Below are 12,771 nucleotides of genomic sequence, written 5' to 3'. Positions count from 1 at the left end.
GAGGTGCGCGTCGCCCAGGGCCGCTTCGTCGGCAAGGGCGTCTACGTGGCCTCGGAGCAGCGGGTGACGAAGAAGCTCAAGGGCCGGGCCCGGGTCGCGACCTTCGAGGTGCGGGTGACCAACCGGGGTGACGCCACCGACAAGGTCGTGGTCCTGGGCACGCGGAGGAACGCGAAGTTCTCCGTGGTCTACCTCGCCGACGGCAAGAACGTCACCGCGGCCGTGCTCGACGGCAGCTACGAGACCGCGGCTCTCAGGTCCGGTGAGTCGGCCACCCTCGTGGTGCGGGTGACCAGGGCCAAGGGGGTCGAGGCGGGCAGCCGGACCTTCGAGATCCGGTCCACCTCCTCCCACGACAAGCAGGTGCGGGACACCGTCAGGGCCGCGGTCAAGGTCGGCTGATCCGCAGCACGACGGAGTCGACCTGCGGCGGAGGCCGGAAGGCGCTGCGCGGCAGCGCCCTCACGATCTCCAGGTCGAAGGTGCGGCCCCACCGCCCGGCGCCCGGAGCTCGTCCCTCGACCCAGCGCCGCGCCAGCTGACGCTGCACCACCAAGTCGGCCGTGACCAGGCGAGAGCCGGGGCCGAGCAACCGGGCGATCAGCGCGCTCGCTCTGGCGTACGGCGGGCTGCTGACGACCCGGAACTGCTGGCGGGGCAGCCGCAGCTCCGTCGCGTCGGCGCGGACGACGGTCAGTCCCGGCTGGTGCGCGGCGAGTCGACGCAGTGCGGCGGCCCGACCGGGGTGCAGCTCGACCGCGAGCACCCTGGCTCCGGTCGCCAGCAGCGGCCGGGTCAGCGCGCCCGTGCCGGCGCCCACGTCGACGACGAGGTCGCCCGGTCCCACGTCGGCCTCGGCCACGATCCGGCGCGCCCAGGAGTCAGCGAGCGGGTGCCATCCCCAGGAGCGACGAGAACCGCGCCGTTCCGGCTTCCCGGACACGGCGCACCATCACGAACATCGGCATGGACCCGACGCTAGTGGCCGGCCGTCGACCGCCCAACCGGTTTACCCGCGCGGCTGGGCGGCCAGCCACGTCGCCCAGTCGATGCCTCGGAGCAGGACGTCGTCACCCTCCGGCAGCATCGCGCCGGCCATGAGGCTCGCCGGGCCGTCGACCGGGACGACGCGGACGTCGGAGCCGACGTGCGAGGCGTATCGCTCGGCCAGGTCGACCAGCCGCTCCGGCCGCGGGCCGGCGAGCTCGGCGTCGTGGGGGAGCTCACCGGTGGCCTGGTCGAGCAGGACCCGCGCGATCTCCGAGGTGTCGACGGGCTGGGTCGGGACGTCGATCACGCGGGTGACGTCGCCCTCCCGGTTCCACTCGACCATCTGCCGCGCGAAGTCGTGGAACTGGGTCGCCCGCAGCACCACGGCCCCGGCGTGGGCCTCGCGGGCGGCCCGCTCCTGGGCCAGCTTGGCGACGTAGTAGCCGTAGTCGGGGCTCTTGTCGATCCCGACGATGGACAGCGTCACCGTGCGTGCCGAGCCCGCGGCGGTCGCGGCGTGACCGAGGTTGCGGGCCACGCCCGTGAAGAAGTCGAGCGTCTCCTGGTCGGACAGGAGGCCGCCGGTGGAGGTGACGTCGACGACGGCGTCGGCGCCGGCGAGCGCGGCCTCGAGGGACGCGGTGCCGGAGGGGTCGGCAGCGAGCAGGTCGAACCCGGTCTCCCGGGCGATCTCGACCACCTCGTGTCCTTCCTTGCGGGCCAGGGCGGTGAGCTGGGAGCCGATCAGGCCGGTCGCGCCGGCGATGGCGATGCGCATGCTGTCTCCTCGATGAAATACGCGGATAAATCTTATCCGCGTTCAGTCAAGCACAGAACTCGGACACCTGTCATCCGGGTAGGCTGCGTCCGTGAAGATGTCCGCCGGGGTGGAGTGGGCGGTCCATTGCTGCGTCGTGCTCTCCCAGGCGCCTGCGCCCGTCCCGGCCCAGCGCCTGGCGGAGTACCACGGCGTCTCCCGGACCTACCTGGCCAAGCACCTGCAGCAGCTGTCCCGGGCCGGGCTGATCACCTCGACCGAGGGTCGGGTGGGCGGCTACCGGCTGACCCGTGCGGCGCAGGACATCACGGTGCTGGACGTCGTCCTGGCGATCGAGGGTGACGAGCCGGCGTTCCGCTGCACCGAGATCCGGCAGAACGGCCCGTTCCCGGCCGGCGACGCGCAGTGCCGGCGGCCCTGCGGGATCGCCCGGGCCATGTACGCCGCCGAGGACGCCTGGCGCGCCTCGCTCGCCGGCGTCACCGTCGCCGACCTGGCGGCCGGCGTCGAGCGCGACAACGGCGCCCAGACCTTCGTCAGGCTGCGCGGCTGGCTGACCGAGCCCTAGCCGATTCGTCTGAGCGGCTGCGCGGAGGAGGACCCTCCGGACCGCAGACGAATCGGTCAGCGGCGGCGTTCAGCGGATGGTGCCGACCCCGGCGATCAGGGGCAGGTCGAGCGGGGTGACCCAGCCGGGCGGGAGGTCGTTGACGGCGGGTACGGCGTTGAGCGCGCGCATCCCGGTCGCCAGGCAGCCGGCGACCGCGGGCGCGCGGCCGGAGCCGTCGGTGAACCGGAACGCCGTCTCCTGGACGATCGACGGCGAGCCCTCGATGTCGACCCGGTAGACGTCGTCGCCGGAGCCGGCCGGCCAGTCCGGGGCGGCGTCCAGGCCGATCCGGTTGACGTGCTCCAGCGAGATGACCTCGCGGCCCTGGAAGACCCCGTTGATCGTGAACCGGATGGCCGCGACGTTCCCGGCCTCGATGACGCCCTTGGCCGTCTTGCGGTCCTCCGGCGTCACCCACTTCTCCCAGGTGGTGGTGATGTCGTCGAGCTCGATGCCGGCGGCGTGCGCGATCATCGGGACGGTGGCGCCCCACGCCATGATCAGCAGGTCCGGGATCTCGAGGAGCGGGGTGAACTCGGGCGAGCGGCCGATGCCCATCTCGTCCTCGTAGTCGCCCTCGTAGTCGGTGTAGTCGAGCAGCTCGGACGCGCGCACCGAGTCGACCCGGCCGCACAGCCCCATCAGGGTCATCGGGAACAGGTCGTTGGCGAAGCCCGGGTCGATGCCCGTGGTGAAGCAGGAGGCGCCGCCTTCGGCGCACGCGTCCTCGATGGGCTTGAGCCAGCTGGACGGGGTCTGGGTCATCGACGGCCAGACCCACGGGGTCATCGCGGTGGAGCAGACGTCGATCCCGGCGCGCAGGAACGCCGTCATCACCCGGATGTTCTCGTCGGCGTGCTGCGCGGTGGGGCCGTAGTGGACCAGCGCGTCCGGCTGCAGCGCGACGAGCTCCTCCACGGAGTCGGTCGCGAGGACACCGCTGGGCTCGGTCCGGCCGCACAGCTCGCTGGCGTCCTTGCCGACCTTGTCCGGGTTGGAGACGCCGACGCCGACCAGCTCGAAGGCGGGGTGTCCGTCCAGGATCTCGGCGAGCACCATCGAGCCGACGACGCCGGTGCCCCAGAGGACGACGCGCTTTTTCTCCACCACGGTTCCTAACGGTCGAAGGCCGCGAGCACCTGCTGCTCGGTCAGCCCGTAGTCCTTGAGGTCGTACTTGTGCTTCGGTGCCGCGTGACCGGTCTTGGACTCGCGGTCGATCTCGGTGATCGCCGCCTCGACCTCGGGCGTCCAGTCGAGCCCGAACTGCTCGTAGATCCCGCGGGTCACGCCGAGCGGGTCGTCGCGCAGGTCCTTGAAGGCGACGTCGGCGAACTGCGCCTGGTCGTACTTCGGCCGCGCGTCCCAGAACGCGTGGAACGACCGCGACCACAGGTCCAGCTGGGTGTGGCCGATGACCCCGCCGACGAAGGTGTCGGACTGGCCGGCGGTCGTCTCTGCCGACAGCGACGCGGACGAGGCGATGCAGGTGACCGGGTCACGGTGCGTGTAGATGATCAGCGCGTCGGGGTAGACCGTCATCAACGCGTCCAGCGCCGTCATGTGCGACGGGTTCTTCAGGATCCAGCGCTTCTCGGGGTCGTTGAGCCCGACGAGCTGGAGGTTCTTCTTGTGCCGCGCGTAGGCGTCGGTCCAGTCCTGCCGCTGCAGCCACTCGGTGTAGCGCGGCAGGTTGGCGAGCGACTCGTAGGAGTTCGACTTGCCGGTCTGGCGCAGCAACCGCCAGCACTCCTCGACCGTGGTCGCATCCATGTAGTGGATGCCCATGAAGTCGGGGTCGTCGACGTGGTGCGCCGCGAACGCCTGCTGCATCGCGTTGAAGATCGGGTCCTGCTCCCAGGTCTCGCGCGGAGGACGCGGCTGCGGGTACTGCGTCAGCCACATCTCCAGGCCCTGCGTCGACGGGTCCGCGTGCAGGTAGCGGTGCAGTGCGGTGGTTCCGGTGCGGGGCAGCCCCATCAGGAAGACCGGCCGCTCGATCGGGACGTTCTCGTGCTCCGGGTGCGTGGCGAACTGCGCCTGGGTGAGCAGCACGCCCACCAGTGCGGACTTCACCTCGGACCGCTGGAAGTAGTTGCCGCGCGGCGTGAGCCCGGCCTCGGGGGAGTTGAGGTCCTCGACCAGGACCCGCAGGCCCTCCTCGTGGGCGCTCCCGCCGAAGTCGGTCATGCCGGTGGTGCGCTGCGCCGCGGCGACGATGTCCTCGTAGGAACCGACGTCGGGGCGCTCGCGCACCATGATGTTGTCGCTCATGGTTTCGAGGCTCGCCTCGCTCGCACCGCCACCACCACTACGAGTGGAACTCGCCGCAGTCGACGGTCAGCATCTGACCGGTGACCGCGGAGGCCAGGTCGGAGGCGAGGAAGAGGGTCGCCCGGGCGACCTCCTCGGACGACGCGAGCCGCTGCAGGTCCGTCGGTGCGGCCTTGTCGGCGTAGACCTGCTCGTGGGTCTTGTTCTCGACCGCGGCGAGGAAGTCGAAGTAGCCGCGGTTGACGTCCTCGTAGATGTACGACGGCGCCACGCTGTTGACCCGGATCCCGCGCGGGCCGAGCTCGGTCGCCAGCGACGAGGCGAGGTGCTCCAGGGCGCCCTTGGACAGCTTGTAGCCGGCGTACTCCGGCTGGGAGCTGAACGAGACGCAGCTGTTGAGCATGATGATCGAGCCCTTGCTCTCCGACAGCGTGTCGGCGAACAGCGCGGCCAGCCGCAGGGGGCCGAAGACGTTGGTCTCGTTGACCTTGGCGAGCTTGGCCGGGTCGATCTGGGTGATCGGGTCCATCGGCGGGATCGCGAAGGCGTTGTTGATGACGCAGTCGACCCGGCCGAACGCCTCGAGCGCCTGGTCGCGCAGGTTGACCCGCGACTCCTCGTTGCGGACGTCGGTGACGACAGGCACGACCTTCACCCCGTACGGCGCCAGGTCGGCCTGCAGCTCGAGGAGCCGCTCCTCGGTGCGGCTGGCGATCACCAGGTCGGCGCCCATCTTGGCCGCCTCGAAGGCCAACGACCTGCCCAGGCCCGGACCGATGCCGGAGATCACGACGACCTTGCCCTGCAGCAGCGGGACCGGCTGGTACCGCTCCTCGATCGAGGTGTCGTGGGCCTCGGCGTAGCCCAGGGTCTGCTCGCTCAACTGATCATCCTTCTGGCAACGGAGCGCTGCCGGGCGGCGATCCGCGCGGCGTACTCCTCGGTGGTGATGGGGGTGAAGTGCGGCAGGAGGTCCGGTACGTCGGCCAGCGCGACCTTCTGCACCGTCGGTCCGTCCTCCGGGCCGAGGTCACGCTCGAGACGCTGCCAGCGCAGCATCATCGAGCCGGTCCGGTGGCCGGTGGTCTCCAGCCAGTTCGCGATCGCCTGCCCCTCTCCTGCAGGCGAGCGCTCCGAGACCACGAACCTCATCACCCCGTCGGGGTCGACGTCGGCCTGGGCCTTGGTCAGCGAGGTCTGGTGGGTCTCGTAGTCCGTGGAGACGTACCAGTCGGAGCCGATCTGGGCCCCCTGGTAGCTGCAGTCGGTGCACTCCGGGACGCTGATGACGAGCGCCTCGTCGTCCTCGAGCTCGTAGTGGCCGATCGACGAGCGCTGCGACTCCAGGCCGCCGGGCGTCGACCTCGGGGCGGTCAGCGTGTTGACCGGCTCCTTGCGCTCGAAGAACTGCGGGAACGCGAACCAGGTGTGGATCGAGCCGACCAGCGAGCGGGCCGCGACGTCGTACTTCTTGCGCAGCACGGCCTCGGTGAGCGGCTTGGCCGGCTGGTCGATGGTGTCCGGTCGCTCGATGGTGAGGGTGCCGCGCTCCTCGGTGTCCCAGTCGTTGTAGACCTCGCGCACGATCATCGACTTGGCGCCGGGCTCGGCCACGTAGCGGAACTCGAAGTTGCCGTCCGCGTCCTTCTCGAGCTCCCGGTCGTCGAAGGCCATCAGCGACGTGGCAGCCGAGTCGGCGGAGTACATGCCGCCCATGACCTGGAAAGAGAGGTCCGCGGTGGTGCCGCGCCGGCCGCGGACGACGTACTCCACGCCCTCGCGCAGGAACGCGTTGAAGTAGACCGCGTCCGGGTTGTCCAGGCCCTGCCGTGAGAACTGGTGGGTCGGGTTCACGAAGAGCGGCCGGTCGAGGTCGTAGTCGAAGGCCATCTGCATGGCCATCCGGATCCGGCCCGAGAGGTAGTCGTAGCCCTCCAGCAGGTCCTGCTCGGTGCGGATGAACGGCGCGTTGGCGATGAGCTCCTCCGCCTCCGCGATGGCCTCCTGGAGCGGGGCAGTGAGGCCGAGGTTCTTCACCCGTTCACCTTGTGGATGATGTTCTCGGCGTACGACTCGAGGTTCTTGATCTTGGTCTCGAGCGGCTCGGTGTCCGGGCCCTTGATGTAGGGCACCCGGAAGCCGACGATGCAGTCGGTCACGCCCTTGTCCTCGAGGCGCTTGACGCCGTCCACGGTGTAGGCGTCGTAGGAGATGACGTGCACCTCGAAGTTGTCACGGGTGTCGCCCTCCTCCTTGCGGATCTCGGCGAGCCGGGCGAGCAGCCGGTCCAGCTCCTCACCGTCGCCGCCGGCGTGCATCCAGCCGTCGCCCTTGAGCACGGCCCGGCGCAGCGCGTTGTCGACATGGCCGCCGACCAGCAGCGGGATCGGCTCGGTCGGTGCCGGGCTCTGCTTCAGCTCGTCGATCGAGTAGAACTCGCCCTGGTAGCCGAAGAAGCTGGCCTGTTCTCCGGCAATGGTCAGCCCCTTGAGGATGTCCATGCACTCGTCCATCCGCTTGCCCCGCCTGGCCCAGTCGACCTGGAGGTTCGCGAAGTCCTCCGGCCACGGCGAGATGCCGACCCCGAGACCGAGCCGGTTGCCCGACAGGAACGCCAGCGACGACGCCTGCTTGGCGACCAGCACCGGGGGGCGCACCGGGAGCTTGAGGACGAACGGCGTCAGGCGCAGCGTCGTGGTCACGGCGAAGAGGTGCGCGCACAGGATCATGCACTCGATGAACTCCTTCCCCTCGAGGAACTCCCGGTCGCCCGTGTCGGTGTAGGGGTACTTCGAGTCCGACTCCTTGGGGTAGATCAGGGAGTCCGCCACGGTCATCGACGTGTAGCCGGCGGCCTCCGCGGCCTGCGCCAGGGGGGCGTAGTAGGTCGCGTTGGTCATCGCCTCGGCGTAGGAGAAGCGCATAAGCGCACAGACTAGAACGTGTTCCAGTTTTGTGCCAGGGTGCAGACGTGGACCTGCAGGAGATCAGCGACCGGATCGAGATCACCGACGTGATCACCCGCTACACCCGGGCCATCGACACGGGGGACTGGGACAAGCTCGACACGGTGTTCACCCCGGACGCCGACATCGACTACACCGAGTCCGAGGGGATCGCGGCCACCTTCGACAAGGTCAAGCCCTGGCTCGCCGAGGTGCTGCCGGCGTTCTTCCCGAAGCGGATGCACACCATCGGCCAGGTCGACGTCGACCTGCACTACTCGGGGCAGGATGACGGGCGGGGTGACGAGGCCGACGTGACGGCGTACTTCCACAACCCGATGCCGATGGACGACGGACAGGGCGGGACCAAGATCGTCGAGATCGGCGGCTACTACCACCACACGATGACCCGCACCCCGGACGGCTGGCGGTCCCGCAAGCTGCACGAAGAGGTCGTCTGGAAGCACAACATCTGATGAGGGCGCACTGATGGGCCTGCCCGAGGAGCGCCCGGCCGGTCTCGACTCTCCGGTGACCGTGAAGGTCATCAAGTACATGGCCAAGGCGCAGGTCGCCGCGTTCAAGGCGACCAACGGCCGGATCGGCAACAAGTGGCGGATCGGCGCCGGCTGGAAGAAGCCGGTCCCCACGCTGCTGCTCGAGCACGTCGGACGGAAGTCCGGGAAGACCTTCGAGACCCCTCTGCTCTACCTGGAGGACGGCCGCGACCTCGTCGTCGTCGCCTCCCAGGGAGGGCTGCCGAAGAACCCGCAGTGGTACGCCAACCTCGCCGAACATCCGGACACCCGGGTCAGCCTCAAGGGCGAGAAGCACCGGCCGGTGCGGGCCAGGACGGCGACCCCCGACGAGCGCGAGGTGCTGTGGCCCCGGCTGGTCGACCTCTACGCTGACTTCGAGAAGTACCAGCGCTGGACCGAACGGACCATCCCGGTCGTGGTCCTCGAGCCCCGATGATGCTCCGATGACCACGCAGGAGTCCTGATGCCGACGTTCAGCAAGGTCGAGCTCGAGGCCGCGCTCGACCACTACACCGCGGTGGTCGAGGAGTGCTCGCGCAGCGGGGAGTGGGCGCCGTTCGCCGACCTCTTCACCGAGGACGTGCACTACATCGAGCACGCCTACGGCGAGATGGACGGTCGCGAGACCGTCCGGACCTGGATCCAGGAGGTCATGGCGCCGTTCCCGCACATGCGCTTCCCGTCGGAGTGGCAGGCGTACGACGAGGAGAACGGCGCCGTCGTGATCCACATCAAGAACCTCCTCGACCATCCGACCGACCCGGACGGCGAGCCGTTCTGGTTCCCCAACTGGACCCGGCTCGTCTACGCCGGCGACAACCAGTGGTCCTCGGAGGAGGACATCTACAACCCGCGTCGCGACGCGGCCCGGGTCGTCGGCGCCTGGCTCGCCGCCGGCGGTGAGCTGGCCACGGACACGATCCCCAGCCCCAAGCACTAGCTGTCTACCCTCGCGAGCTTCGGCCCCGGGACCATGACGACGCTCGCTGCGCTCGCCGGCTTCGCCGTCGTCATGGCCGCCGAGGCCGATCGCGAGGAGCGCTCGCTCCGCTCGCCATCGCTCGCCTCGGTCGCTGCGCGCCCTCGCTCGCAGCGACTGATCGGGCTCGCTGCCCCCAGGCGTCTCGGGGGTGGGTCCGCGGATGCGGGATTGGGTGCGTGAGGGATCCTGTCCGAGAATGCTCTCGTCGTAGGGCCGGGACCGAGCGGAGGTGTGGCATGGCGGATCGTGCTCCGGAGTCGGAGGGACACCCGGTCGTCGCCGGTCTGCTCGCGCTGCTCGGTGTCGGGCTGGCGATCGGGCTCCTCATCAGCGGTGCCGCGCTGGCGGGTACGTCGATGCTCGGCCTCGGCGAGAGCGACGACAGCGGCCAGGCGTCGAGCGACCAGACGATCAACGTCCCCAAGCCGGAGCCGACCGACCCGCCCACCGGCCCGCTCATCACCCTCGAGCCGAAACCGTCCAACGAGGGCAACAGTGCCGAGACGGAGGCTCCCCCCGAGCCCGAGGACGCGATCTCGCTGTCAGCGGCCGTGACCGAGGTCCGGCCGGGAGAGCCGATCGACCTCTCCGGCGTCTACCCCGGGGGTGAGGGAGCGACGCTCGTCGTCCAGCGGCTCGAGGATGGCAAGTGGGTCGACTTCGCCGGCGGAGACGTGACCGCGTCGGTGACCAACGAGACGTTCTCGACCTACGTCATCACCGAGCGCACCGGTCTCAACACCTGGCGGGTCCGGGACAACCGGACCGACGAGGTCTCGAACGAGGTTCGGGTCCAGATCGGCTGAGCGCCGAGGAACGGGGCGCCGAAGCCGATCTGGACGAGAAGGTCGAGCAGCGAGCGAGCAACGAGCGAGCGTGTCGAGACCACCGCAGCCCGCGCTGGTACCTGACCGCAACAGCCGTCCTGGTAGGCGACAACCCTCCTACTGGACCGGCACCCACTGCTCCAGCGCCGTCGCCAGGGACGACCGGCTCATCGGCTTGGTCAGGTAGTCGTCCATCCCTGCGGCCAGGCATCGTTCCCGCTCGCCCTCGCTGGCGCCGGCCGTCAGCGCGAGGACCGGCGTCCGGCGGGAGCCGCTCTCCTGCCGCCGGATCTCGGCGGTCGCCCGGTAGCCGTCCATGTCGGGCATCCGCACGTCCATGAGGACGGCGTCGTACGACGTCCGGGTCATGGCCGCGATCGCGTCCGCACCGCTGTCGACGATGTCGGCGTCGAAGCCCAGGCTGCGCAGGATGCCGGCGGCGACGATCTGGTTGACCTCGTCGTCGTCGACGACGAGCACCCGGCCCCGGGCCTGCTTGGCGCTCGGTCCGGCCGGAGGGGGCTCGACCTGCGAGCCGACCGCCGCGGCGAGGGTGACCCGCAGCCGGGACATCAGCACCGGCTTGGTCAACGCGCTGGCGAGTCCCGCTGACTCGGCCTCGGCGCGGTGGACGTCGGGGCCGGACGTCATGAGGACGAGCGGGGTCGACGCCAGCGTGTCGTCGGCCTTGATGAGCCTGGCGAGCTCGAGCCCGTCCATCTCCGGCATGCACAGGTCGAGCAGCACGAGGTCGTAGGGCACCTCGTGACGTGCGGCGGCACGGAGTGCGTCGAGGGCCTCGGCCGCGCTGTCGACGGTGTCGACCGACATCCCCCACACCTGCAGCTGGTCGTGGAGGATCGTCCGGTTGGTGTGGTTGTCGTCGACGACCAGCGCGCGGAGCCCGGCGAGGTCCGCGGGCCGCGGCAGGGGTTCCGCCGGCTGGGCCGCCTCGACCAGCGGCACGGTGAACCAGAAGGTGCTGCCCTCGCCGATCTCGCTCTCCACGCCCAAGGTGCCGCCCATCGCGGTCACGAGCTGCTGGCAGATGGCCAGCCCGAGCCCGCTGCCGCCGAAGCGGCGGGTGATCGAGGAGTCGGCCTGGGAGAACGCCTCGAACATGCGAGGGACGTCGTCGGCCGCGATGCCGATCCCGGTGTCGACGACCTCGAAGCGCACCACCACGCCGTCCTCCGTGCGTCCGGCGAGGTGGGCGCGCACGAGGACCTCGCCGGTCGAGGTGAACTTCACGGCATTGCCCGCCAGGTTGATGAGGACCTGCCGGATCCGTCCAGGGTCACCGCGGAGCCCGAGTGGCAGCTCCGGTGAGGAGTAGGCGAGCAGCTCGATGTCCTTGGCGCGGGCCGACTCGGCCACGACCTCGGCCACGCCCTCCAGGAGCTCGACGGGGTCGAAGTCCAGCTGCTCCAGCTCCAGCCGGCCGGCTTCGATCTTCGAGAAGTCCAGGACGTCGTTGATGACGGAGAGCAGCGCGTGGCCGGAGGTGCGCACCCCTTCGGCGTACTGGCGCTGACGTTCGTCGAGCTCCGTGGACAGCAGCAGCTGGTTGAGGCCGATGACGCCGTTCATGGGGGTGCGGATCTCGTGGCTCATGGTCGCCAGGAAGGCGGACTTGGCCCGCGACGCCTCGAGGGCCGCGTCGCGTGCCGTCGCGAGCTCGGCGCGGATCCGCGACTCGGTGGACAGGAGCCTGGCCATCCGGACGATCACGACGGCGACGACCAGCATCATCGCGACCAGCCCGTCGACCTCGTGGACCTCCTTCCCCCGCAGCGAGCTGAGGAGGAGCAGGGCCGGCGGGACCAGGAGCGGGAACGTCGCGAGGCCGAGCCGGGGAAGGATGGCGCCCGGGTGGGCCGGCTCCTCGTCGGCCTCGTCCGGGGCGGGGGTCCGCCAGGTCGACGCCGCCATCAGGAGGCCCCCCAGCATCCACCCCACGTCGAGCAGGCCCGACAGCAGGTCCGAGGTGTCGAGGAACAGGTAACCGAGGTCGGACGCGAGCCAGCAGGCTGCACCGAGGGCGAACCTGATGCCCAGGGTCGCCCGGTGCCGGCGCACGGAGAGGACGCGGAGCACCAGTGCCAGCAGGACGGCGTCGAGGATCGGGTACGCCGCCAGGACCACCCGGGTCGGGATCGTCGTCGAGCCGTCGTCGACGATGTCGCGGACGGCGACGCTCCACAGCACCATCACCGACACGATGACGACGGTCAGGGCGTCGATGACCGCGTCGACGTCGAGCCGCGCACGCGACCCACGGTGGCTGCTGCGCACGGCGATCACCAGCAGTGCCGCACCGAGGGCGAGGTAGCCCCCGAGGTAGGGCACGTCCGCGACGGAGGCGTCCGGATCGCCGCCCGACCACCAGATGGAGACCCAGATCAGGTCTCCCACTGCCGACGCCGCGATGCCGGTGGCGATCAGGCCGGGCACGAGCCGACGCCCTGGTGGGGCGCGCCACGTCCCCGTCCAGGCGACCACTGCGGCGGTCCCGACGACGAGCAGGTAGGTGACGTCGGTCCATCGTCCGTAGGGCAGGACGAGGTACCCGGCGACAGCGACCGCGGCTGCCCCGATCAGGACGGCCGGCCCGGGCCTCACGGGCGCTCTCATCACTGAAACCTCCGGGCACCAGAGTAGGGTTCCGGGTCCGGCTCGCGAGGCCGATTCACGGTTCTCACCCGGGGCTTGACCGGTAGGAAAGCATCGAGGAGTGACGGGACCCGCGGCTCGCCTCCTCGCGCTGGCCGCGGTCCTCAGCCTGACGGCCTGTTCCGGCACGACGAACTGCCGCCCGGCGACTACG

14 protein-coding genes are annotated in these 12,771 nt (G+C 70.2%); 6 read left to right on the top strand and 8 right to left on the bottom strand.

All coding sequences use genetic code 11. The annotated features are described in order from the left end of the window. The coding region (locus JHD21_RS15365) for a hypothetical protein (protein ID WP_292676973.1) at positions 1-402 on the top strand (402 nt) is incomplete at its 5' end. Here JHD21_RS15365 and JHD21_RS15360 read toward each other — a convergent pair. Then, complete coding sequence (locus JHD21_RS15360) at positions 389-943, bottom strand: rRNA adenine N(6)-methyltransferase family protein (protein WP_292676971.1); 555 nt, start codon at positions 941-943, stop codon at positions 389-391. The genes JHD21_RS15365 and JHD21_RS15360 overlap by 14 nt on opposite strands. Positions 944-1,009: 66 nt before the next feature. Further along, positions 1,010-1,768, bottom strand: coding sequence for an NAD(P)H-binding protein (locus tag JHD21_RS15355; protein ID WP_292676969.1), 759 nt, complete (start codon positions 1,766-1,768; stop codon positions 1,010-1,012). Between the two features lie 97 nt (positions 1,769-1,865). Here JHD21_RS15355 and JHD21_RS15350 point away from each other — a divergent pair, with 97 nt between their 5' ends. Then, positions 1,866-2,336, top strand: a complete 471-nt coding sequence (locus JHD21_RS15350; RefSeq protein ID WP_292676974.1) for an Rrf2 family transcriptional regulator — start codon at positions 1,866-1,868, stop codon at positions 2,334-2,336. A gap of 69 nt (positions 2,337-2,405) precedes the next feature. Here the strand turns inward: JHD21_RS15350 and JHD21_RS15345 are convergent, their stop codons facing one another. From JHD21_RS15345 to JHD21_RS15325, 5 genes are read right to left on the bottom strand one after another with little or no spacing between them, the layout of a single operon-like run. Beyond that, positions 2,406-3,485 (bottom strand): diacylglycerol kinase, encoded by a 1,080-nt coding sequence (locus JHD21_RS15345; RefSeq protein ID WP_292676967.1) that lies wholly within the window; start codon positions 3,483-3,485, stop codon positions 2,406-2,408. Positions 3,486-3,493: 8 nt separating this feature from the next. After that, a complete protein-coding gene (locus JHD21_RS15340) occupies positions 3,494-4,651 on the bottom strand; it encodes a sulfotransferase (protein WP_292676965.1) in 1,158 nt (385 codons plus the stop codon). 37 nt (positions 4,652-4,688) lie between these two features. Next, a complete protein-coding gene (locus tag JHD21_RS15335; RefSeq protein WP_292676963.1) occupies positions 4,689-5,534 on the bottom strand; it encodes an SDR family oxidoreductase in 846 nt (281 codons plus the stop codon). Further along, positions 5,531-6,688, bottom strand: coding sequence for a hypothetical protein (locus tag JHD21_RS15330; RefSeq protein ID WP_292676961.1), 1,158 nt, complete (start codon positions 6,686-6,688; stop codon positions 5,531-5,533). The genes JHD21_RS15335 and JHD21_RS15330 overlap by 4 nt, the downstream gene beginning before the upstream one ends. Then, positions 6,685-7,575: a TIGR03619 family F420-dependent LLM class oxidoreductase gene (locus JHD21_RS15325; protein ID WP_292676959.1), complete on the bottom strand. Its 891-nt coding sequence runs from the start codon at positions 7,573-7,575 to the stop codon at positions 6,685-6,687. The genes JHD21_RS15330 and JHD21_RS15325 overlap by 4 nt, the downstream gene beginning before the upstream one ends. 47 nt (positions 7,576-7,622) lie before the next feature. On the opposite strand from JHD21_RS15325, the gene JHD21_RS15320 reads away from it, so the two are divergent. From JHD21_RS15320 to JHD21_RS15305, 4 genes are all read left to right on the top strand, one after another. After that, positions 7,623-8,072, top strand: coding sequence for a nuclear transport factor 2 family protein (locus tag JHD21_RS15320; RefSeq protein WP_292676957.1), 450 nt, complete (start codon positions 7,623-7,625; stop codon positions 8,070-8,072). 13 nt (positions 8,073-8,085) lie between these two features. Beyond that, complete coding sequence (locus JHD21_RS15315) at positions 8,086-8,571, top strand: nitroreductase family deazaflavin-dependent oxidoreductase (protein WP_292676955.1); 486 nt, start codon at positions 8,086-8,088, stop codon at positions 8,569-8,571. Positions 8,572-8,598: 27 nt separating this feature from the next. Continuing rightward, on the top strand, positions 8,599-9,075 hold the full coding sequence (locus tag JHD21_RS15310; RefSeq protein ID WP_292676953.1) for a nuclear transport factor 2 family protein: 477 nt from the start codon (positions 8,599-8,601) through the stop codon (positions 9,073-9,075). Positions 9,076-9,353: 278 nt separating this feature from the next. Next, positions 9,354-9,923, top strand: a complete 570-nt coding sequence (locus JHD21_RS15305) for a hypothetical protein (protein WP_292676951.1) — start codon at positions 9,354-9,356, stop codon at positions 9,921-9,923. 138 nt (positions 9,924-10,061) lie between these two features. On the opposite strand, the gene JHD21_RS15300 is transcribed toward JHD21_RS15305, so the two are convergent. Then, positions 10,062-12,578: a response regulator gene (locus JHD21_RS15300; RefSeq protein ID WP_292676949.1), complete on the bottom strand. Its 2,517-nt coding sequence runs from the start codon at positions 12,576-12,578 to the stop codon at positions 10,062-10,064. Positions 12,579-12,771 lie beyond the last annotated feature (193 nt).

The organism is Nocardioides sp., assembly GCF_016462705.1.
Taxonomy (GTDB): Bacteria; Actinomycetota; Actinomycetes; order Propionibacteriales; family Nocardioidaceae; genus Nocardioides.
Note: the sequence above shows the minus strand (reverse complement) of the source record. Positions and strands in the feature narration are given on the sequence as shown.

Excerpts from the sequence above, each read along its gene's own strand:
- JHD21_RS15340 (WP_292676965.1), bottom strand. The coding sequence starts at position 4,651 with ATGAGCGACAACATCATGGTGCGCGAGCGCCCCGACGTCGGTTCCTAC.
- JHD21_RS15310 (WP_292676953.1), top strand. The coding sequence starts at position 8,599 with ATGCCGACGTTCAGCAAGGTCGAGCTCGAGGCCGCGCTCGACCACTAC.
- JHD21_RS15300 (WP_292676949.1), bottom strand. The coding sequence starts at position 12,578 with ATGAGAGCGCCCGTGAGGCCCGGGCCGGCCGTCCTGATCGGGGCAGCC.
- JHD21_RS15315 (WP_292676955.1), top strand. The coding sequence starts at position 8,086 with ATGGGCCTGCCCGAGGAGCGCCCGGCCGGTCTCGACTCTCCGGTGACC.
- JHD21_RS15325 (WP_292676959.1), bottom strand. The coding sequence starts at position 7,575 with ATGCGCTTCTCCTACGCCGAGGCGATGACCAACGCGACCTACTACGCC.
- JHD21_RS15350 (WP_292676974.1), top strand. The coding sequence starts at position 1,866 with ATGTCCGCCGGGGTGGAGTGGGCGGTCCATTGCTGCGTCGTGCTCTCC.
- JHD21_RS15305 (WP_292676951.1), top strand. The coding sequence starts at position 9,354 with ATGGCGGATCGTGCTCCGGAGTCGGAGGGACACCCGGTCGTCGCCGGT.
- JHD21_RS15355 (WP_292676969.1), bottom strand. The coding sequence starts at position 1,768 with ATGCGCATCGCCATCGCCGGCGCGACCGGCCTGATCGGCTCCCAGCTC.